Annotated in this window: 15 protein-coding genes; 10 read left to right on the top strand and 5 right to left on the bottom strand. The window is 76.4% G+C overall.

Annotation, left to right across the window (positions count from 1 at the left end; all coding sequences use genetic code 11):
* Window positions 1-114 precede the first annotated feature (114 nt).
* Window positions 115-621 (bottom strand): hypothetical protein, encoded by a 507-nt coding sequence (locus ACZ6CZ_RS05085; RefSeq protein ID WP_469014837.1) that lies wholly within the window; start codon window positions 619-621, stop codon window positions 115-117.
* Window positions 622-1,245: 624 nt separating this feature from the next.
* On the opposite strand from ACZ6CZ_RS05085, the gene ACZ6CZ_RS05080 reads away from it, so the two are divergent.
* From ACZ6CZ_RS05080 to ACZ6CZ_RS05060, 5 genes are all read left to right on the top strand, one after another.
* Window positions 1,246-1,446, top strand: a complete 201-nt coding sequence (locus tag ACZ6CZ_RS05080) for a hypothetical protein (RefSeq protein ID WP_469014833.1) — start codon at window positions 1,246-1,248, stop codon at window positions 1,444-1,446.
* Window position 1,447: 1 nt separating this feature from the next.
* Window positions 1,448-3,910, top strand: a complete 2,463-nt coding sequence (locus ACZ6CZ_RS05075) for a helicase associated domain-containing protein (protein ID WP_469014831.1) — start codon at window positions 1,448-1,450, stop codon at window positions 3,908-3,910.
* Window positions 3,911-3,976: 66 nt separating this feature from the next.
* A complete protein-coding gene (locus ACZ6CZ_RS05070) occupies window positions 3,977-4,432 on the top strand; it encodes a flavodoxin family protein (protein WP_469014824.1) in 456 nt (151 codons plus the stop codon).
* Between the two features lie 121 nt (window positions 4,433-4,553).
* Window positions 4,554-5,198: a class I SAM-dependent methyltransferase gene (locus tag ACZ6CZ_RS05065; RefSeq protein WP_469014821.1), complete on the top strand. Its 645-nt coding sequence runs from the start codon at window positions 4,554-4,556 to the stop codon at window positions 5,196-5,198.
* Window positions 5,199-5,269: 71 nt separating this feature from the next.
* The gene (locus tag ACZ6CZ_RS05060; RefSeq protein WP_469014815.1) at window positions 5,270-5,989 is read left to right on the top strand and encodes a lipoprotein; all 720 of its coding nucleotides are present in this window, start codon (window positions 5,270-5,272) and stop codon (window positions 5,987-5,989) included.
* A 21-nt stretch (window positions 5,990-6,010) separates the two neighbouring features.
* Here the strand turns inward: ACZ6CZ_RS05060 and ACZ6CZ_RS05055 are convergent, their stop codons facing one another.
* Both ACZ6CZ_RS05055 and ACZ6CZ_RS05050 read right to left on the bottom strand, forming a co-directional pair.
* Window positions 6,011-6,634 (bottom strand): GNAT family N-acetyltransferase, encoded by a 624-nt coding sequence (locus ACZ6CZ_RS05055; RefSeq protein ID WP_469014809.1) that lies wholly within the window; start codon window positions 6,632-6,634, stop codon window positions 6,011-6,013.
* Between the two features lie 144 nt (window positions 6,635-6,778).
* Window positions 6,779-8,866 (bottom strand): DUF1996 domain-containing protein, encoded by a 2,088-nt coding sequence (locus ACZ6CZ_RS05050; RefSeq protein WP_469016533.1) that lies wholly within the window; start codon window positions 8,864-8,866, stop codon window positions 6,779-6,781.
* A 466-nt stretch (window positions 8,867-9,332) separates the two neighbouring features.
* Between ACZ6CZ_RS05050 and ACZ6CZ_RS05045 the strand changes: the two genes are divergently transcribed.
* Entirely contained in the window at window positions 9,333-10,625 is a 1,293-nt protein-coding gene (locus ACZ6CZ_RS05045; protein ID WP_469014804.1) for a C40 family peptidase, read from the top strand.
* A gap of 172 nt (window positions 10,626-10,797) precedes the next feature.
* Complete coding sequence (locus ACZ6CZ_RS05040) at window positions 10,798-12,162, top strand: FAD-dependent oxidoreductase (RefSeq protein WP_469014799.1); 1,365 nt, start codon at window positions 10,798-10,800, stop codon at window positions 12,160-12,162.
* 21 nt (window positions 12,163-12,183) lie between these two features.
* Here ACZ6CZ_RS05040 and ACZ6CZ_RS05035 read toward each other — a convergent pair whose 3' ends face one another.
* A complete protein-coding gene (locus tag ACZ6CZ_RS05035; RefSeq protein WP_469014794.1) occupies window positions 12,184-12,960 on the bottom strand; it encodes a DUF4097 family beta strand repeat-containing protein in 777 nt (258 codons plus the stop codon).
* Between the two features lie 306 nt (window positions 12,961-13,266).
* Between ACZ6CZ_RS05035 and ACZ6CZ_RS05030 the strand changes: the two genes are divergently transcribed.
* Window positions 13,267-14,541 carry a hypothetical protein gene (locus ACZ6CZ_RS05030; protein ID WP_469014788.1) on the top strand — a complete coding sequence of 425 codons (1,275 nt, stop codon included), beginning with the start codon at window positions 13,267-13,269 and terminating at the stop codon, window positions 14,539-14,541.
* 84 nt (window positions 14,542-14,625) lie between these two features.
* The gene (locus ACZ6CZ_RS05025) at window positions 14,626-14,913 is read left to right on the top strand and encodes a DUF1232 domain-containing protein (protein ID WP_469014783.1); all 288 of its coding nucleotides are present in this window, start codon (window positions 14,626-14,628) and stop codon (window positions 14,911-14,913) included.
* 44 nt (window positions 14,914-14,957) lie between these two features.
* Here the strand turns inward: ACZ6CZ_RS05025 and ACZ6CZ_RS05020 are convergent, their stop codons facing one another.
* Window positions 14,958-16,562, bottom strand: coding sequence for a hypothetical protein (locus ACZ6CZ_RS05020; protein ID WP_469014779.1), 1,605 nt, complete (start codon window positions 16,560-16,562; stop codon window positions 14,958-14,960).
* Window positions 16,563-16,858: 296 nt separating this feature from the next.
* On the opposite strand from ACZ6CZ_RS05020, the gene ACZ6CZ_RS05015 reads away from it, so the two are divergent.
* Window positions 16,859-19,441 (top strand): SpoIIE family protein phosphatase, encoded by a 2,583-nt coding sequence (locus ACZ6CZ_RS05015; protein WP_469014775.1) that lies wholly within the window; start codon window positions 16,859-16,861, stop codon window positions 19,439-19,441.
* Window positions 19,442-19,488: the final 47 nt, after the last annotated feature.

Raw genomic sequence — 19,488 nt, 5'->3', positions numbered from 1 at the left:
GACACCGGCCGCCGGCCGTCTCCCGGCCGCTTCCGGAGCCGCCGCCGCCCCGGGTCCCGCCCCGAGTGGGACGGGGCGGGACCCGGGGCGGCGGCGTGGCGCGGTGACCCGGCGTCAGCCGACCGGCTTGAGGTCGGTGATCTTGCGGGTCGCCAGGTCGGACTGGACGTCGATCTTGCTGACCTCGGCGCCGCTGCCGTCGCTCCAGGTCAGGGTGACCCGGCTGGTGGCGTGGCCGGCGCCGGAGCCGGTGTAGGTGACCTTCCACTTCACCGGCACGTTCTGGGCGAAGAGGATGCCGTCGGCGTGCTCCTTGGCCTCGTACGCGGCCACCTTCTGACGGGCGGCGGCGGAGAGGTAGAAGGCGCGCAGCGCGTCGCCGTTCGCACCGGCGGCCGGGTCCTCGTTGTCCCAGACGGAGTCGATGTAGGCGCCGTAGAAGTCGGCGACGCGCTGGGTGACGTCACGCGGGTCGCCCTGCGTGGTGGAGACGGCGGCGGTGCGGGTGCTCGGCGCGGCCCCGGTTCCGGCCAGGGCGGGCGTGACGGCGGCCAGCGACAGGCCGGCGGCGACGGTGACGGCGGTGAGCAGGGTCTTGCGGGTGCGGATGCGGTCGGACATCTGGATCTTCCCCCGTTGTCTCGCGGCCGGGTTGATTCCCGGCCGTCGGCGGACCCTAAGACCGCGGTGCGCCCGCGCCGGTTCCGTCCCATTCAGGGGAATTTCCGCCCCGCCCGAACAGGGAAAAGGTTGTGCCGAATTCTGGACGCCTTTCCGCTTCCTTTCGGTCACCGGACGCTCGTCGCCGGGAATTCCCCGTGCTCGGACCGGTACCGGTCCGCCGCGCGGCGTCTCCTGCAATGTTCAACTGCCCCGTTGCGAGGCGCTGTCGGCGGATGCCACAGTGGAACGGCCGCTCCGCCCGGCCCCTGGGGCGGCGACCGGTCCGGTCGGGGCCGGACCGGGCCGTGCCCGGACGCGTCCGGGCCCTGTCCGGACTCGTCCGCGAGGGATCCGCCGTCCCTTCCCCCCACGCGCTCCGGGACCGCCCGACACCCACGACGCGAGGCCGGACGGGAGGCCCACGACGACGACTCCCCCTCCTTCTTCGCGCGGCCCCCCGCCGCAGCGCCGACCGGACCGTCCCCGCGGATGCCGCGGCCCCGGCCCGGCCGCCCTCCGCACCCGCTTCCCCCCGCACCCGGCCCCGGACCGTCCCCCACTCGTCCGAAGGATGCCCTCCCCATGGACCGACCGCCTCCGAGCCCCGCGTCCGCCGCCGATCCCTCCTGGACCGGTACCCGCCCCAAACCCGGCCCCGGCGTGCCGCCGAGCGCGCTGCGCCGCACGGGCCGCACCGCCGTCACCGCGTCCGTGCCGCACACACAGCCGTCGCCCGATCCGCGGCCGGAACACGCCATGACCCCGCTCGTCTATCGTCTGTGACGTGAGACTCCGCCCCCACCAGCGAGAAGCCGTGGACGCGGTGGTCCGAGCGCTCGGACTGCCCGCCGCCGGGACCCTGCCGCCGCGGGGGCTGCGCACCCAGGTGGTGATGGCGACCGGGTCCGGCAAGACCCTCGTCGCCGTGCGGAGCGCGGAGGAGCTGCGGGCGGGCCGCGTCCTGGTCCTGGTGCCCTCGCTGGACCTGCTCGCCCAGACCGAGGCCGCCTGGCGCGCGGGCGGCCGGGCCGGCCCGGTGATCGGGGTGTCGTCGCTGCGCGGCGATCAGGCCGGCTTCCCGAACACCACGGACGTGTCCGAACTGGTCGCCCGGGTACGCCCCTTCGACAAGGTCACCGTCTTCGCGACGTACGCCTCCCTCGGCCTGGGCACTCTGGAGCGGGCGCACGCCGCCGGGCTGCCGGGCTGGGACCTGATCGTCGTCGACGAGGCGCACCGCACCTCGGGACGGATCGGCAAGCCGTGGGCGGTCGTCCACGACAACGCCCGCATCCCCTCGCTGCGCCGCCTGTACATGACGGCCACCCCCCGGCTGTGGCAGCCGGAGGAGGAGCAGGAGGGGGCCGCGCCGGGAGCGCCGGGCGAGCTGGTCGCCTCCATGGACGACGACCCGGCCGGCCCGTTCGGCGCCCGCTGCCACACCCTGACGCTGTCCGAGGCCATCGACCGCGGCATCTGCGCGCCCTACCAGGTGGTGTGCGTCGACGTCACCGACACCCACCTCCAGGCCGCCCAGCTGCTCGGTGTCGAGGGCCGTACGGACGAGGTGCGCGGGGCGCGGCTGGCCGCGCTGCAGGCCGCCCTGGTGAAGGCGGCGGGCGCCGAGGGGCTGCGGCGCACCCTGGTCTTCCACCACCTGGTGCGGGAGGCCGAGGCCTTCGCGGCCGGGCTGCCCGAGGTGGCCGCACGGCTGCGCGCACAGTCCCCCCGGCGCTACCCGCGCGCGGTGTGGGCGGACTGGCTGTGCGGCGACCATCCTCCGGCGCACCGGCGCGTGGTGCTGGACGCGTTCGCCCGCACCCGGCACCGGGCGTTCCTCAGCTCGGTGCGGGTGCTCGGCGAGGGCGTGGACACCAAGCACTGCGACTCGGTGTACTTCGCCGACGTCCGCGGCTCCATGCCGGACCTCGTCCAGGCCGTGGGCCGGGCCCTGCGGCTGCACCCCGGTGAGGGCAAGACGGCGTCGCTGGTCGTCCCGGTGCTGCTGGGACCGGGCGAGGCGCCCGGCTCCCTGCTGACCAGCCGCGCCTACGCGGGCCTGGCCCGGCTGCTGGAGGCGCTGCGCGCCCACGACGCGCGGCTGGTGGAGCGGCTCGCCGAGCCGCAGGCACCGAGCCGCGCGTCCAAGGGACGCACCGCGCGGGACGAGGCCGGGGACGAGGAGGAGTTCGCCGGGGGGCCGCCCGGCGTGAGCGCCCCGGCACGGGCCCTGCTGAAGTTCTCCACCCCCCGGGACCCGGCCCAGCTGGCCGCGTTCATCGAACTGCGGGTGATCAACCCCGAGCGGGCGCACTGGCGGCGCGGTGTCGAGGCGGCCACCCTGTACGCCCGCGTCCACCGCGGTCTGCGGGTGCCGTTCACCTTTCGGGTGCCGGGCGGCGAGGAGGCCCGGGAGGCGGGCTGGCCGGCGGCGCTCGCCGGGTTCCCGCTCGGCCAGTGGATCGCCGACGCCCGCCGCTTCCACACCCGCGGCACCCTCGCCGCGGACCGGGTGCGCCGGCTGGAGGACCTGGGCATGGTCTGGTCCCACTTCGACGTCGCCTGGGAGGAGGGACTGGCGGCGGCGCGCGCCTGGGCGGCCGAGCACGGCCACCTCCTCGCCCCGCACGACGCCACGCACCAGGGGTTCAAGGTGGGCATCTGGCTGAAGAACCAGCGGGCCGCCGCGCGCCGGGCCGGGACGCACGCGACCGGTGCCGCCGGCGGGCTGTCCGAGGAGCGGCGGGAGGCGCTGGACGACATCGACCCGTCCTGGTGCCCGGCCTGGCCGGTGGAGTGGCAGCGCTGCTTCCACCTCACCCGGCTCCACCTGCGGGAGGGCGGACGGCTGCCGACCGCGCCCGGCGCGGCCGTACGGCAGGGCGAGGACCTCGGCCGCTGGGTCCGCGCGCAGCGGCTGGGCTGGGACCGGCTGAGCGCCGGGCAGCAGTGGCTGTGCGCCCACGTCCTGGGTGCCGGGCCCGCCTCCGCCCGGGAGGTGCCCCCGCCCCGCGTCCCGCACGCCGACAGGTGGGCGCTCAACCTGGCCGCCGCCCGGCAGTTCCGGGCGCGCGAGGGCCATCTGAGCGTGCCGCGCGGGCATGTGGAGAGCGTCGACGCGGGTGGGGCGGGAGGACCCCGGCCGGTCCGGCTCGGCGCCTGGATCAGCAACCAGCGCAGCCGGGCCGCCTCGCTGGCGCCCGAGCGGGCCGAGCAGCTGACCGCGCTCGGCATGAGGTGGACCTGACGCCGTACGGCGCCGCCGGGCGGGTGGCGTTTGCGGGCGGCGGGGCGGCACGGCAGGGTTCGGGGTGTGCCTACCTTGCTGATCGTCCACCACACCCCCTCGCCGAACTGCCAGGCGATGTTCGAGGCGGTCGTCGCCGGAGCGACGACCCCGGACATCGAGGGCGTCCGGGTCGTGCGGCGGGCCGCCCTGGCCGCCACCGCCGCCGACGTGCTCGGCGCCGACGGCTATCTGCTGGGCACTCCGGCGAACCTCGGTTACATGTCCGGTGCCCTCAAGCACTTCTTCGACCAGGTCTACTACCCCTGCCTCGACGACACCCGCGGTCGCCCGTTCGGCTACTACGTGCACGGCGGCAACGACGTCACCGGCGCGGTCCGCGGCATCGAGGCGGTCACCACCGGCCTCGGCTGGCGCCGCGCGGCCGAGGCGGTGACCCTGACCGGCGAACCGGGCCGGGCCGGTCTGGAGGCGTGCTGGGAGCTGGGTGCCACGGTCGCCGCGGGCCTGGCCGACGCCTGACCGGCCCCCGGGCGCGGACCCGGCCCGCCGCGACGGCATGGTGCAGCGGTGCGCGCGGTGGGAGGATGCGCCCACCCGTCCGCGTGAGGCAGGGGACGCAGGTACGACGGGAGGACAGGCCGTGGCCGACGACGGTCAGCAGGTGCCCGACGCCGCGGCGGTGTTCGACGCGCTGGGGCTCGCCTACGAGCGGGCGTTCGCGGGGTCCGAGGCGCACCGTGCGTCGCTGGACTGGCTGCTGGGCCGGCTGGAGCCCGGCAGCCGGGTACTGGACGTGGGCAGCGGCACCGGCCGGCCCACCGCCGCGACCCTGACCCGGGCCGGGCACAGCGTGGTCGGGGTCGACGTCTCCCCCGTCATGCTGGAACTGGCCGCGCGGCAGGTGCCGGAGGCGGAGTTCCGCCGCGCCGACATCCGCGAACTGCCACTCGCCGAGGCCTCGTTCGACGCGGTGTGCGTGTACTTCACGCTGCTGCAGATGACGCGCGCGGAGCAGTCCGCCGTCGTCGGCGAGCTGGCGCGGGCGGTCCGGCCCGGCGGCCATGCCGTCCTCGCCACCGTCCCCCTCGACGTGGAGGACGTGGCGGGTGTCTTCATGGGGCAGCCGGTGCGGCTGACGAGTTTCGCCGCCGCGGACTTCGCGGCACTCGCGGCCGGAGCGGGCCTGACGGTACTGGCCGAGGAGCACGTCCTGTTCACCCCGGACCATCCCGACGGCGGGCCCGAGCCGCAGCTGTTCCTGCACTGCCGGCGGGAGGCGGGCTGAGGCACGGCAGGCGGGCCCGGTTACGCTGTGCCGCCGGCGGGGGCCGGGGACAGCGAGCGGTGCGGCAAGCGATGCAGCAAGGGGTGGGACGGGTGCGGGCGAGAGTGGCTCAGGTGGCGGTGCCGGCGGTGCTGGCGGTGCTGGCGGGTCTGCTGGTCGGCTGTACCCGGTCGCCCGCGCACCACGCGGAACACGCCGAACCCACCGGACGGAGCACGCCGTCGGCGGCCCCGAGCGCCTCCTCCGGGGCCCGGCCGGTCGCCGTGAGCGGCGGCACCCTGGGCGCGAAGGGCTCCGCCTGCGCACTGCCGGTCACCTTCGACGTCGCCGAGGACTGGAAGGCGGAGGCCATCGACACAGGTACCGGTGGCGGTTCGGGTGCCCGCGACGACCTGTCCGACGCCGTCGCCGACGCCCTGCTGCGCCAGGGCCCGGTCACGGCCGTGTGCGAGATCGACGCCAAGCCCGCCGGGAACATCGGCTTCCTGCGGGTGTGGACCGGTGCTCCGGGCACGGACGACGCACGTGCCGTCCTCCAGGCGTTCGTGACCGCCGAGGACCATACGAGCGAGGCGAAGTACCGCACCTTCACGGCCGGCGGACTCACCGGTGCCGAGGTCGACTACCTCTGCACCAGCACGCTCCTGGACGAGACCAAGGCGGAGAGCGCCTTCGCCGTCGTCACCCCGGACGGCCCGGTCGTCGTGCACCTCGGGGGCATGGACACCCAGGAGCACGAGCAGATGCGCCCCGCGTACGAACTGGCCAGGCGGACCCTGCGGGTGGCGTGAACGCCGACGGGGGCGGACACCTCAGCCGGACCCGGTCGGCCGGCCCAGGTAGGTGAGAGGCCCGGCGTCGGCCACCGCGATCTCGTGGAAGCCGACGCGGTCGTAGAAGGCACGGGCCGCGGTGTTGGCGGTCACCATGCCCAGGTGCACGGCCGGGACACCGCGCTCGTGCAGCCGGTTGAGCAGCGTGGTCATCAACCGGCGTCCGTAGCCGCGGCGTTGCCACTGCGGCAGCAGGTCGATGTGCAAGTGGGCCGGATAGGACGCGAGTTCCGGTACGAGCATCCGCTCCGGCCGGTGCAGCAGGCCGATCATCTCCTCGCTGGGCGTGCGCGGCGGCGCCACCGGCTCGGGGTAGCGGTCGGCCACCCGGGGCAGCCAGGTCCGGCGGAACTCCTCGACGAACCGCTCCGTGTCCGCCGTGGCGACGACATAGCCGACGGCGCGCCCCCGGCCGTCGTCCAGGACGAAGGCGAGGTCCGGGTCCAGGTGGCAGTAGGGCTCGGCGAAGAGGGCGGGCATGAGCCGCTGGTCGGGGTAGCGGGCGCGGGAGTCACCCCCGTTGTCCGCGGTACGGACGCACACGTCGGCGACGTCGGCGCGGTCGGCGGGGCGGTAGGGGCGGATGCCGGGCTGGGGTTCCATGCGGACATCCTGCGGCAGGTGGGAGCGCTCCCACAAGGGGTGGAGGGGCCGGCGGGCAGCGCAATGGGGGACCCGCGCGGGTCCCCCATTCTCCGCAACCCCTCTTCCTGAGGCTCCGGTCGACCGGTTCCCCCGGTCCGCCGGTTACCGGGAGGCGCGCCGGGTGCGGCGCAGGAGCAGGAAACCGCCGGTCAGGAGTACGGCACCGAGGGCGGCGGGCCACAGGTGGGCGCCGGTCTCCGCGAGGCCGCCCTGGGCCGCGGCCTGGGGCTCGGTCCGCGGCTCGGTCTGCGGGAGCCCGCCCGCCCCGCCGGCCTGGGCGGACTCGGCGGGCTCACCGGTGGCGGCGTCGCCCACGGTGGCCTCCGGGGAGGCCGCGGCGGAACCGGATCCGCCGGTCCCACGGGCCGGCTTCGCCGCCTTGGCCGACTCGGCGGGCTCACCCCCTCCGGCCGCCTGGGTGGGCGAGGAGGTCACGTACACCCGCGGCTGCCGTGCGGTGGGCTCGGCGGAGGCGGATGCGGATGCGGAGGCGGAGGACGCGGGGACGGATGCGGAGGCGGAGGGCGCGGGCTGTGTGCCGTCGTCGCCGGGGTTCGCGGAAGCGTCGTCGCCGGGGTTCTGCGTGCCGTCGTCGCCCGGGCCCGCGGAGGTGTCATCGCCGGGGTTCGCCGTGGTGTCGTCACCGGGGTTCGCCGTGGCGTCGTCACCCGGGTTCTGCGTGCCGTCGTCGCCGGGAGGGGGCGTGGCGTCGTCGCCGCCGCCGGCTCCGCAGGTCCGGCCGCTGTTGATGCAGTCGACCATCTCGCGCATCAGCTTCTCGTCGAACACGTTGATGAAGTCGCCGTGGTCCGTGACCGGCTTGTGCAGCTGCTCGGGGAAGGAGTCGACCGCGAACAGCGGAACCGTCCGCCCGCCGTCCCCGAGACTCGGCGCCGCGACGTCGTAGACGATGCGCTGCACGAGCTGCGGGATGGGCTTGAAGCCCTGGGGGCAGGCGCCGTCGGCGTCGGTGAAGGCCACGTGGGTGCGGTGGTTGGCGCTGTCGATGTTCCGGCCGTCCCAGCAGCTCTGGAACCTGAAGGTCCGCACGACCTTGCTGCCGGACGGGCAGAGCGGGTACTTGTCCTTGAGCTGCCGGTCCTCGAACCCGGTGCAGCTCCAGGAGGCGTTGGCGTTGGCGGGGCCGTTGACGAAGGCCTTGGCGTCACCGGTGATGATGCGCAGCAGGCGGGGCATCGCGGTCACCTCACCGCGCGGGTTGCCCACGAACGTGAGCGTCACCTCCTTCGGCGTGACGATCCGCCCGGCGTTGCCCTCGGTGCCGCCGCCGGGAGCACCGGCGTCCCGCTCCTGCGTACCGTTCTGCAGGCGCAGCACCGGCCAGTAGTACGTCGACCTGTCGCCCCGGTCCACGCAGCTGGTGTCGCCCCGGGCCAGGTCGTCGTCGGAGGCGAAGGCGTTGTTGGCCTGGTTGCCGATGTAGTCGTGGAAGTGGTGGGCGCCGTTGGTGACGCCGGGGGCGACGATGACGTTGTCGGAGTTGAACCGGCCGTTGGCGTTGACGCCGCAGCTGGAGCTGAAGCTGCCCCGCGAGGCGCCGTCCTGCTGGGCCGGGGCGGCGGCGCCGGGCTGGACGGTGGTGATGTCCGCGTAGTCGGAGGCGACGGGCCCGTTGCCGCCCTGCCCCGTACCGGCCGGTCCCGCACCGGTCTGGCCGCCGCCGTTCTCGCCGCCGCCGTTCTGGTCCTGTCCGGCGCCGCCCTGGTCTCCGGTGCCCGGCGAGGCGGTGCCCTGGGCGCCGTTCGCGTCCTGCCCGGTGCCGTCGCCGGTGGAGTGCAGGGTGCACGCGGCGAGGGTGTCCAGCCCCTGCGGCCGGTCCCCGACCCGGTCGATGGCGTCGGCGATGCGCCCGATCGTCGCGGCCCGCTTCTCCTTCAGCGGGTTCATGATCGTGCTGTCGGCGGAAGCGGGGTCCTGCCGAACGGCGTCCGCGGACTGCTGGAGTTGCTGGTAGGCGCCCGCCGTCTGCTGGTCCAGCTGGGCGAGTTCACGGTCGACGTCCGCGCGCGCCGCCTCGGGCACGGCGGTCAGCCGGTTGCCGACGTCGGGGCAGTAGACGGTGGCCGCGCCCGCGGACAGCACCCGGTCGGTGCCGCCGGAGCCGTCCCATCCGCTCTCGGTGGCCGAGGCGTAGACGTTCGCCACGACCAGCCCTCCTCCGCCCAGCATCAGGGCGACTGCCGCGAAGGTCGCGCGCTGTGCGCCGGTCGGTCGTCTGCGCCTGTTGCGTACCAAGGTCGTACCCCTGCGAGTCGTGTGCGGGCGAGCGGACATGGACTTCCCCCGCACAGGTACGGATCCGGGCGCGAAGGTGTTCAACGGCCGCCCGGATTCACGGCAATCTCACGGGAACGACGTGGCACGCCGAACGTCTCGGCGAACATCACACCTACGTAACGGACATATCACGCCCCGACCTTCACACGAGGGACACACGTTGGCTAGGTTGACGGCCAGGCCGCCCGGCTTCCCCCGGCGAACCCCGCCGGGCCGCGTGGCCTCCGCCGAGTCCGGTGCCCGTCCTGACGCCCGGAGCAGCCGCCCCGCTCCCCCGCCGGAACCCCGGCGTTCCGCGGCAGTTCCGCGGGACCTTCAGCGCTGCCGGCAGGCGGAGCACGGAAGGAGTACGCCTCCTATGGCGCCGGAGAGCCGCGACGAGGTTCGGCAGCTGATCGACACGCTCTACGACCGGGCCGAGAACGCCACCGGGAACTTCAACGCCACCCGGGCCATGACGGCCGGGACCCGCCGGCGCGGGGTTCCGCTGGCCAAGCGGCCGGGCGGGAGCGTCGATCCGGCGCTCGACGACATGGCCCGGCAGTGGTTCGACGTGGTCCGGGCCCAGGTGGGCCCGACCGTTCCCGCCGCGCTGCCGGCCGACCGGCTGCCGGGCCGGCCCGCCCCGGGGCGCGGGCGTGAACCGCGTCAACAGCGTCAAGCACGTGAACCGGAGGTCATCGAGGGCGTGTTGCTGCCCGAGGTGCCGGCCCGCGAGCTGTCCGCACGGCCGGTCGCCGAGCCGACCGCGGGACCGGTCCCCGAACTGCCTCCGCACGGGGCCCTCGCGGCCCTCCCCGCCGCCTCCGCCCCGTTCACCACCTCCACCCCGTCCATCCCGTCCCCCGCGCTGCCCGCCCTGCCCGCACCCTCCGCGCCGCCGCCCGCCGAACCGGTCCGCCCGGCGCTGGAGGCGCTGCCCGCGCCCGCCCCCGTCCCCGACGCGGAGAACCGGCGCCCGGCCTTCGCCACCGCCAAGGAGCGCAACCGGCGCAAGCTGGCCGCGGCCCGGGAGCTGCTGCTCCGTCAGACGGCCCAGTGGGCCACGCCGGCGCCGCTCCCTCCCGCCATCCCGGCCGGTCTCGCCCTGCCCGCCCCGGAGACCCTGCCCATATCGGAGACCCTGTTCATCCCGGAGACCCTGCCCACCGCCGAGATCCCGCCCGCCACGGCCGTCGCACCGGCCCAGCAGGCACCGGTCGCCCCGGCAGTGACCGCCGCGTATCCCTGGCCCGCCCCGGCGGACGCTCCCGCGTATGCCTGGCCCGCCGCGGCCGGTGAGTCGTCGTCCGCCGCACGTGCCGCGAAGGCGATCGCGTTCGCCCGGGCGCAGATCGGCCGGCCGTGCGTCTGGGGTGCCATGGGCCCGGACTCCTACGACTGCGCGGGCCTCGCCCGGGCCGCGTGGCGGACCGCCGGGGTGGTCCTGCCCCGTACCGCGCGGGAGCAGGCGGAGGCGGGCACGCGGGTCACCCTCGACCGCATCGAGCCGGGCGACCTGGTCTTCTTCTTCGACACCGGCAACCACCTGGGCATCTACACCGGCGACGGTCTGATGATCCACGCGCCGGGCCCCGGGGCCACCATCCGCGAGGAGTCGGTCTTCGGCGCCGGGGAGTCGGCCATCCACCGGGTGGTGCGACCCGCGTGACCCAGTGGCATCACCCGCACGACCGGGCGGCAGGGTCCGCGTGAGCCGGGTGCGGCGCGGCTCATAAGCTCCGCTTATGGGGTCATAGACCCGACCCGCGTAGCAAGTTAGGACAGCCTCAGTTTAGGCTTCCCGTTCGAGTTACCTGTCATCGCTCGAAGGGAACCTGATCATGCCGCGCCCCCTGCGGGTAGCCATCGTCGGAGCCGGCCCCGCCGGGATCTACGCCGCCGACGCCCTGCTCAAGTCCGCGGTGGCCGCCGAGCCCGGCGTGTCCATCGACCTCTTCGAGCGGATGCCGGCCCCCTTCGGTCTGATCCGGTACGGCGTCGCGCCCGACCACCCCCGCATCAAGGGCATCATCACCGCCCTGCACCAGGTGCTGGACAAGCCGCAGATCCGGCTGTTCGGCAACGTCGACTACCCGACCGACATCAGCCTGGACGACCTGCGTGCCTTCTACGACGCGGTGATCTTCTCCACGGGCGCCACGGCCGACCGCGACCTGCGGATACCCGGTGTCGAGCTGGACGGCTCGTACGGCGCCGCCGACTTCGTCTCCTGGTACGACGGGCACCCGGACGTGCCGCGCACCTGGCCGCTGGAGGCCGAGAAGGTCGCGGTGCTCGGCGTCGGCAACGTGGCCCTGGACGTGGCCCGCATCCTCGCCAAGACCGCCGACGAGCTGCTGCCCACCGAGATCCCGCCGAACGTCCACGACGGCCTGAAGGCGAACCGGGCCCGGGAGATCCACGTCTTCGGGCGCCGCGGCCCCGCACAGGCGAAGTTCAGCCCGATGGAGCTGCGCGAGCTGGACCACTCCCCCACCATCGAGGTCATCGTCGACCCCGAGGACATCGACTACGACGCGGGTTCCATCGAGACCCGGCGCGGCAACAAGCAGGCCGACATGGTCGCCAAGACCCTCGAGAACTGGGCCATCCGGGACGTCGGCGACCGGCCGCACAAGCTGTTCCTGCACTTCTTCGAGTCGCCGGCCGAGATCCTCGGTCAGGACGGCAAGGTCGTCGGCCTGCGCACCGAGCGCACCGCCCTCGACGGCACGGGCAACGTCAAGGGCACCGGCGCCTTCAAGGACTGGGACGTGAGCGCGGTCTACCGCGCCGTCGGCTACCTCTCCGACAAGCTCCCCAAGCTGCCCTGGGACCTGGAGTCGGGCACCGTCCCGGACGAGGGCGGCCGGGTGATCGAGGAGAGCGGCGGCCATCTTCAGTCGACGTACGTCACCGGCTGGATCCGGCGCGGCCCGATCGGTCTGATCGGCCACACCAAGGGCGACGCCAACGAGACGGTGGCGAACCTGCTGGACGACTACGCCGGCGGCCGGCTGCACACCCCGGCCGCGCCCGCGCCCGAGGCCGTCGACGCCTTCCTCGCCGAGCGGAACGTGCGCTTCACCACCTGGGAGGGCTGGTACCGGCTGGACGCCGCCGAGCGGGCCCTGGGCGAGCCGCAGGGCCGCGAGCGCGTGAAGCTCGTCGAGCGCGCGGACATGCTGCGGGAGAGCGGGGCGTAGGTCCCGGCGCGGGCGGTGACGTCACTCGGCGGCCGCGGTGACGTCACCGTTGACGGTGGTGAGGCTCATGCGGTGCTGCCCGTCGCGGTCACCGGCGGCGGGCAGCGAGACGGAGGGCCGCCCGTTGGCGGTGGTCGCGGTGACCCGATAGCCCGGGGCGTCGTGCGGGACGCGGACGTGGACGGAGCCGTTGGTGGTGGCCGCCGTCACGGCCGTGGGGGCGGTGGCGCAGCCCGTGTCCACGTCGCCGTTGACGGTCTCGGCGTGCAGCCGCCCGGCGCTCAGCGCGACCGCCCGCACGGAGCCGTTGCGGGTCACCAGGCGGGCCGGCCGGCCGCTCTGCCCCGAACGCGTCACCGTCACGTCGCCGTTCACGGTGGTGAGGTCGAGGGCCGCCCGGACGCCCGCGGCGTCGATGCCGGCGTTGCGGGCGGTGACGGTGACGGACGTGCCCTCGGGGACGCGGATCTCGGGCATGCGGGGGCAGTGCGCGGCCCGGTCGCCGTGCGCGGGGCAGCGCAGATCGAGCACCCACGAGCCGCCCCGGTGCGACCAGCCGCCGTCCACCCGCTGGTCGAGGCCGACCTGGTCACCGGAGGCGGGCCGCAGCCGCAGACCGTTCTCGGTGCTGATCACCAGGTGCGAGCCGCGGTGAACCGCGGCCGGTGCGCCGTGCGCGCCGGCGCCGTGGTGGCCCGAGCCGCACGCCGTGACGGCGAGGGCGACCGCGAGGAACGGGCCGGTGCGCCGGCCGATACGCCGCAGGGATGCCGCTGTCACCGGAGTCGTGGGGTCCATGGGGTCCATGCGGACCGGCTTCCCCGCCACCGGACGACCATGGCGGCGAAGGCGGCCCGGGAGCGCGGGACCGGGTGCCGGGAGCGCGGGAACAGCCTCGGGAGCGCCGGGCCGAAGGGCCGGGAGCGCTGTCCGTGCGCTCCGCGCGCGGGCCGGGCGCGCGGCGCACGCGCGGCGTGCGCGCTGGTCCGTCCGGCCGTGCTCGTGCCCCGTCCGGGGGCGGCCGCCGGGACCCGCCCGGCATGTCGCGGCGCCGGGCGGTGATACTGGTGGGCGGACCCCCGGCCCCCATCCGCAGATTGGCTCATGTCGAACTCCGCCACCGACCGCGCCGCCGTTCCGCCCACCCTGTGGGCGGTCCGCGGCCGTCACACCGGGCCCGCCGCCGAGCACGCCGTCCGCCGCCGGCTGAGCCGGCTGAAGGAGAGCCGGACCCTCGACGACTTCGCCGAACCGCCCGTGGCCGACGACAGCGGCCGGCACGTCTTCGAGGCGCGCTGGCAGGCCGGCGCCGCCGTTGCGGTGCGCGCGCGGCTGACCCTCCTGCCGGAAGCGGACCCGCCGACCGGACGGGTGTGGACCCTGGTCGCCGAGGCGGAGCGGCCGTGGGACGACGCCTGGCCCTCGCCCGCGACGATGTTCTGGCCCGGGGAGGACGACCCCGGTGGGGCGGAGCCGGACGAGGAGGGCCCGTTCGTCTGGGACCGGCACCCCACCGTCCCGGGTCTGCGGCAGGGTCAGATCAACCCGCTGCCGTCCGACGACAAGGAGATGCGGCGCCTGCTGCGCGCGGCGGCCCGTGAGTCCTGGTGCGTCAACGTCGTCGTGCACGAGGCGATGACCCCGGACGAGCGCGGGCGCCGGCCGCTGGCGCGCCTGCTGCCGCCCGGGCTGCGGCACCGCGTGCTGGAGCACCGGGCGGCGCCGCACCAGTTCCGCGCCGTCAACTGGGCGCTGAAGGACCTGGGCGTCGAGGTGCCGCGCGGCGGCGCCGTACTGCTGCCGCCGGACCCGGCGCCGGCCGGCTACGACGGGCAGGACCACCAGGTGCGCAACGTCTTCCTGGACGGTTCCGCGCCCACCGAGCTCATCGAGGTCCTCCGGCGGTTCACCGCGCTGGACAGGCCCCTGCCGGAAGGCGCCGAGGAGGCGCTGAGCGACCTGCGCGAGAACTGGACCCTGCTCACCGTCCACGAGGAGCTGGAACGCGCGCGCGGGCTCGTCGCGATGTACGCCGACGCGCTGGAGGCCATGACCAGGTCGCGGGACCTGTACCGGGAGGCCGCCGAGCAGGCGCACCAGGCGCTGGCCGTCTACCGCGACCTGCCCGCCCCGGCCGAGCTGCCCCGGCAGCAGCCCGCGCCCCGGACACCGTCGCCCCTGCAGCAGCTGACCCGGACGTTCGAACGGCTCAAGGCCGGCAAGGTTCTGCGCCCGGCCACCTCGGCCGACGCGGTCACCGGGCCCGACGGCACCCCCGCGGCCCCCGCCACCCCCGGCACCGAAGGGACTCCCGGAACCGTCACCGGCGGGGCCGTCGGCACCGGTGCGACGGCGGCCACCGCGGACCGGCTGCCGTAGGGCGGCGGTACGGCGGCCCGGAGCGGGAAGGCGACAGGGGGCGGCCGGTGCGGGCCGCCCGCGCCACGGGTACAGGAGGCCCCCATGGACAACACCAGGACCCTGCTGGTGATCGGTGCCGTCGTCGCGGCGGCGCTGCTCGCCCTGGCCGTCGTGCTCCTGCTCCGGCTGGTCCGCACCCGGCGCACGCTGCGGCGGGCCGGGATGCCCACGGGCCCGCGCTGGGTGTTCTGGGGAGCGGTGCTCTACCTGGTGCTGCCCACCGACCTGCTGCCCGACCCGGTCTACCTGGACGACATCGGCGTCCTGCTCCTCGCCCTGCGCTCGATGCGGGCCGGGCGGGCGCTGCCCACGGACCTGCCCGAGTCCTGACCGCCGCCCGGTCCCGCCGGGCGGCCGTGCGCCTGTGGGTACGGTCAGGTCGTGCCGCGTCCGGTGGGCCTGGGTCCGGCGGTCCGGCCCGGCGCCCGGTGGCCCCCGTGCGCGTTCGCCGGTGGCCGCGCGGCGAGCAGCACCGCGAGGGCGGCGAGGGCCGCCGCGGCGGCGGCCGCGCCCGTGATCCACGGCGGTTCCAGCGTGTCGGTCAGCACCCGGGTGACGCCGGGCGGCAGCTCGGCCCACCCCTGGAGCAGCCGGCCCGCGGCGAGCGCCGCCGTCACGGCGAAGGCGGCCCCGGCCGCCGTGAGCCGGCAGGCCGCGGGCCGCGCCAGGAGCGCGAGGGCCAGCAGCAGGCACAGTCCCGACGCGACGAGGCTCGACCTCAGGACGTCCGGCGGCAACCGGTCGGGGTGGCGCGGCACGTGGGCCACCCCGCACAGGAACACCAGCACGGCGGCGGTGCGGGCCGGGCGGACGGCCGCGGCCGCGGACTCCCGCGACCGGTCACCGGCCTCGCCCGCGCGCACGCGGGGCCGCTCGGGCGCGGCTTCGGGGGCCGGACCGCCGTACCCGGACGGGGCGGGCTGTCCGGCCGGCGGTGGCTCCTCCGTGCGCGGCGGCGCGGCGGGTGGCCATACCGGCTCGCCCGCCAGCCGCGTGATCAGCTCGGCGAGTTCCTCGACGGGGCGGTTGACGGCCGCCGCCCGGACCGCCTCCTCGCCGCAGTGCGCTTCCAGGGGCGTGCGGTGCAGCAGTTCCATCAGCCGGGTCACCTCCTCCACGGGCCGGGAGGCGGCGGCGGCACGGATCACCTCGTCGGCGCCGCCGGGGTCCCGGGGCGGCCGGGTGAGCAGGGTGACCAGCCGCGTCACGTCCTCGACGGACCGGTCGACGCCGACGGCACGCAGCGCCGCCGCGCGGGCCCGCGCGTGCTCCGGCGAGCGTTCCAGCAAGGTGATCAGCCGGACGACGTCCTCCAGGGGCCGGTCGGCCACCGCGGCGCGGACCAGCCCGCGCAGCGGGTCGCCGAGCGGGGCGTCGGCCTCCGGGGGGCCGCCGTGCGCGCCGCCCGCCGTGCCGGGGCCGTCCTGCGCCGCCGGGGCCCGGGCGGGCGCGGGGGGCGGCGCGGCGGTCGCGCCGGGGGCAGCGGGTGACGCCGTGCGGTGGCCGGGGGCCGCGGCGGGCGCGTCCGGCCGGTGCGGGCCGCCGCTCCAGGAGGGGAGGGCGCGCCGCAGGTCCAGCTCGGCGGTCGGGGTGTCGGCGGTCGGCGGGTCGGCCGGGGGAAGGTCCGCTCGGGTCAGGCCGGCCCCGGGCAGCCCCGGGGACGAGGCCGCCGGCCGCGCGGAGTCCACGCCGGGGGCGTCGAAGGCGTCCGGGGCGGCCGTCCGGCCGGCGTCCCCGAGCAGGGCGGCAGACGTCCCCGGGCCGCCGTACGCGGCGGTGAACGCCTCACGCGGGTCACGCCGGTACGCGGCGCCGGGGTCCGGCGGCAGGCCGGGAGGCGCCGGGTACTGGGGGCCGGGAGGCACCGGGGGCGGGGCCGGCCGGGCCGTGAGGTCGGGGAGCGGGGTGCCGGGGGCGGAGATGTCCGGTGGGGTTGTCCCGGCGCCGTGCGGACGGGGGGACGGAGAGCTGGTGGTCATGTTCGCTCCCAGGGAAGGGGTGCGTCCGCGCATCAGCCCTGAACACGGCACGCGGTGGTACGCCACCCATTACTAGGAGCCCGCCCGGCGCCCTGCCACCCGGGTGAGCCGCGGACGGGGCAGACGGGTGAGGAACGGGCCGCCGGCGCCTCCGCGGGGGCCGTGCGGGCGGTGCGCGGGACGCCGGCGCGGTGCGGCCGGCCGGGGAGCGGCGTCCGCCCGGCGTGCACGGCAGGGCGCGGGGGGCGCATTCTTGCTGTGTCACCCCACCCGGGCGGACGGACGAGGCAGGGCCGATGACGGGGAGCGGGACACCGCAGGGCCGGACCCGCGCACGGCTGGCCGCGCTGCTGGTCGACGCCTCGACCAGCGCGATCGGCGTGGCCGGCGGGCGCGTGGCCGGTGTCTACCTGCGCTCCGCCACCCCCGGCCTGCTGCGGCTGGCGGTGCTGGAGGGCCTGCCCGGTCCGCTGTTCCGGCCCTGGTGGCGGCTGCACATGGACCGTCCGTTCCCGGTGGCGGAGGCCTACCGTGAGGGCGTGCCAGTGGTCCTGCCGAACGCGACGGAGACGATGCGCCGCTTCCCCCAGTTCGCGGCCCTGCTGCCCTTCCAGTTCGGTTCGCTGTACATGCCCGTACCGGCGGCGGACGGCTCCCTGGGCGTGCTGACCGTGCTGCGTCCGCCGTTCTCGGAGACGGTGGACGAACTGGTGGACCGGGGGACGCTGACCCGGCTCGCCGAGGAGCTGGGCGCGCGGCTGCGCGAGCTGGCCGGCGGTGCGGATGCGGAAGGGGCGCTGGTCTGGGACGACGAGCCGCTGTGCGTACGGCCGCCCGAGGCGCGGCCCGCCGGGGCGCGCGTGGGGCGGTTCACCTGGGACCCGCGGACCTCGGCGGTGACCGCGGACGGCCCCCTGCACGGCCTGCTCGGCCTGCGGCCGGGCGAGTTCGCCGGGACGGGCCCGGCGCTCGCGGACGCCGTGGCCGCCGGGGACGCCCACCGGGTCCTGGCTGCGCTGCGGGAGACGGCCGCGGGGCGGCCGCCGTCCGCGCCGCTGCGGGTCCGCGCCGCGGACGGCGCCGTCCGCCTCGTCGACCTGCGGCCGCCCCCGGATTCCGGTCGCGAGGCCTCCGCCGCTCCCTGTGCCCCGGTGGACGGCCTGGTGGTGGACCCGGGGGCGGACGGGGCCGCCGATCTGCTGCCGCAGGGCGTGTTCTGCCTGGACCGGCTGGGGCTGGTGGTGTACGCCAACCCGGCGGCGGCCCGGCTGGCCGGGTGTCCGCGCGAGGGGCTCCTCGGGCGTCCGGTGTGGGAGGCGCTGCCGTGGCTGGACGGGCCTCCTTACGACGATCAGCTGCGTGGCGCGCTGCTGGTGCCGGGTACGGTGCGCTTCCGCGTCCGGCGGCCGCCCGGGCACGACGGCGAGGGCGGCGAGGGCGAGTGGCTGGCCCTGTCCCTGCACAGCGGCCCGGACCTGGTGACCTGCACGGTCGCCCGGGCCGGCCGCGTGGACGCCCCGGTGGACCTGCCGCCCGACGACCCCGCCCGGCCAGGCCCCGACGCCCCGGGCCACCCCGACTCCCCCGGTCGGCCCGGCGAGCGGCCGGACGGTGAGCCGGCGGTGCCGGGCGGGCCGTCGATGGCCCCGCTGTACCGGCCGATCGCCCTCGCCATCGCGCTGACCGACGCGGTGACCGCCCGGCAGGTGTCGGCGGTCGTGATGCAGGAGCTGCTGCCGGCCTTCGGCGGCCGGCGCCTGGCCATCTACCTGCTCCAGGACCGTCATCTCCACCTGGCCTGGGAGACCGGGTTCCCGCAGGGCTTCCTGTCCTCCTTCGAGGGGGTCGGCCTGGACGCCCGGCTGCCCGGCGTGGAGACCCTGACCACCGGCCGCCCGCTGTTCTTCGAGTCCATGGTGCAACTGGCGGCCACCTACCCGGGCATCCCGCTGGACGCCGAGACGGGTGCCCGCGCCTTCCTGCCGCTGATCGCCTCCGGCCGGGCGGTCGGCTCGTGCATCCTGGGCTTCGAGCGGGAGCGCGGCTTCAGCACGGAGGAACGTACGGTCCTCACCGCGCTGGCGGGCCTGATCGCGCACGCGATGGACCGGGCCCGGCGCTACGACAGCGAGGCCGCCCTGGCCCGCGGCCTCCAGCGGGCGCTGCTGCCGAGGCGGCTGTCGGCCCACCCCCGGGTGGAGACCGCCGGGCGCTATCTGCCCGGGACGCAGGGCATGGACGTGGGCGGCGACTGGTACGACGTCGTCGAGGCGGGGGACGGCCTGGCCCTGGTCATCGGGGACGTGCAGGGCCACGGGGTGCAGGCCGCGGCCACCATGGGCCAGCTGCGCAGCGCCGTACGCGCGTTCGCGCTCGGCGACCGGCCGCCCGACGAGGTGCTGAGCGGCACCAACCGCCTGCTCATCGACCTCGACCCCGGCCAGTTCGCCAGCTGCTGCTACCTGCGCCTCGACCCCGCGACCGGTCTGGCGCGGGTGGCGCGGGCCGGGCATCTGCCGCCGCTGCTGTACCGCCCCGGCGGGCGCACCGACGTCCTGGACCTGCCCGGCGGGGTGGTGCTCGGCGTCGACGCGCGGGCGCGGTACCCGGTGGCCGGGCTGACCATGGCGCCGGGGACGATCCTCGCCCTGTACACGGACGGGCTGGTGGAGCGGCCCGGCACCGACATCGACGAGGGCATCGCGGCGTTGCGGGAGGCGCTGGCGCGGGCCGGCGGGGCCGCCGGGCGGCTGGACGGCCGGTCCCTGGGCAAGGTCGCCGACCGGCTCACCGCCGCGGCCCGGCACGCCACCGACCGCCCGGACGACGTCGCCCTGCTGCTCGCCGCCCGCCGCGCGGCACCCGGCCGGAAGCGGTGACCCGGCAGCCCGCACGCCCACCGGCACGCCCACCGGCGCGCCCACCC

This window comes from Streptomyces sp. NPDC041135 (genome assembly GCF_055592085.1).
This window is presented reverse-complemented; position numbering and strand designations above follow the sequence as displayed.

What these genes read in the sequence shown, in the direction of transcription:
- ACZ6CZ_RS05085 (WP_469014837.1), bottom strand. Translation starts at nt 621, where the DNA reads ATGTCCGACCGCATCCGCACCCGCAAGACCCTGCTCACCGCCGTCACC.
- ACZ6CZ_RS05045 (WP_469014804.1), top strand. Translation starts at nt 9,333, where the DNA reads ATGGCGCCGGAGAGCCGCGACGAGGTTCGGCAGCTGATCGACACGCTC.
- ACZ6CZ_RS05015 (WP_469014775.1), top strand. Translation starts at nt 16,859, where the DNA reads ATGACGGGGAGCGGGACACCGCAGGGCCGGACCCGCGCACGGCTGGCC.
- ACZ6CZ_RS05050 (WP_469016533.1), bottom strand. Translation starts at nt 8,866, where the DNA reads ATGCTGGGCGGAGGAGGGCTGGTCGTGGCGAACGTCTACGCCTCGGCC.
- ACZ6CZ_RS05035 (WP_469014794.1), bottom strand. Translation starts at nt 12,960, where the DNA reads ATGGACCCCACGACTCCGGTGACAGCGGCATCCCTGCGGCGTATCGGC.
- ACZ6CZ_RS05060 (WP_469014815.1), top strand. Translation starts at nt 5,270, where the DNA reads ATGCAGCAAGGGGTGGGACGGGTGCGGGCGAGAGTGGCTCAGGTGGCG.
- ACZ6CZ_RS05080 (WP_469014833.1), top strand. Translation starts at nt 1,246, where the DNA reads ATGGACCGACCGCCTCCGAGCCCCGCGTCCGCCGCCGATCCCTCCTGG.
- ACZ6CZ_RS05040 (WP_469014799.1), top strand. Translation starts at nt 10,798, where the DNA reads ATGCCGCGCCCCCTGCGGGTAGCCATCGTCGGAGCCGGCCCCGCCGGG.
- ACZ6CZ_RS05055 (WP_469014809.1), bottom strand. Translation starts at nt 6,634, where the DNA reads ATGGAACCCCAGCCCGGCATCCGCCCCTACCGCCCCGCCGACCGCGCC.
- ACZ6CZ_RS05020 (WP_469014779.1), bottom strand. Translation starts at nt 16,562, where the DNA reads ATGACCACCAGCTCTCCGTCCCCCCGTCCGCACGGCGCCGGGACAACC.
- ACZ6CZ_RS05025 (WP_469014783.1), top strand. Translation starts at nt 14,626, where the DNA reads ATGGACAACACCAGGACCCTGCTGGTGATCGGTGCCGTCGTCGCGGCG.
- ACZ6CZ_RS05030 (WP_469014788.1), top strand. Translation starts at nt 13,267, where the DNA reads ATGTCGAACTCCGCCACCGACCGCGCCGCCGTTCCGCCCACCCTGTGG.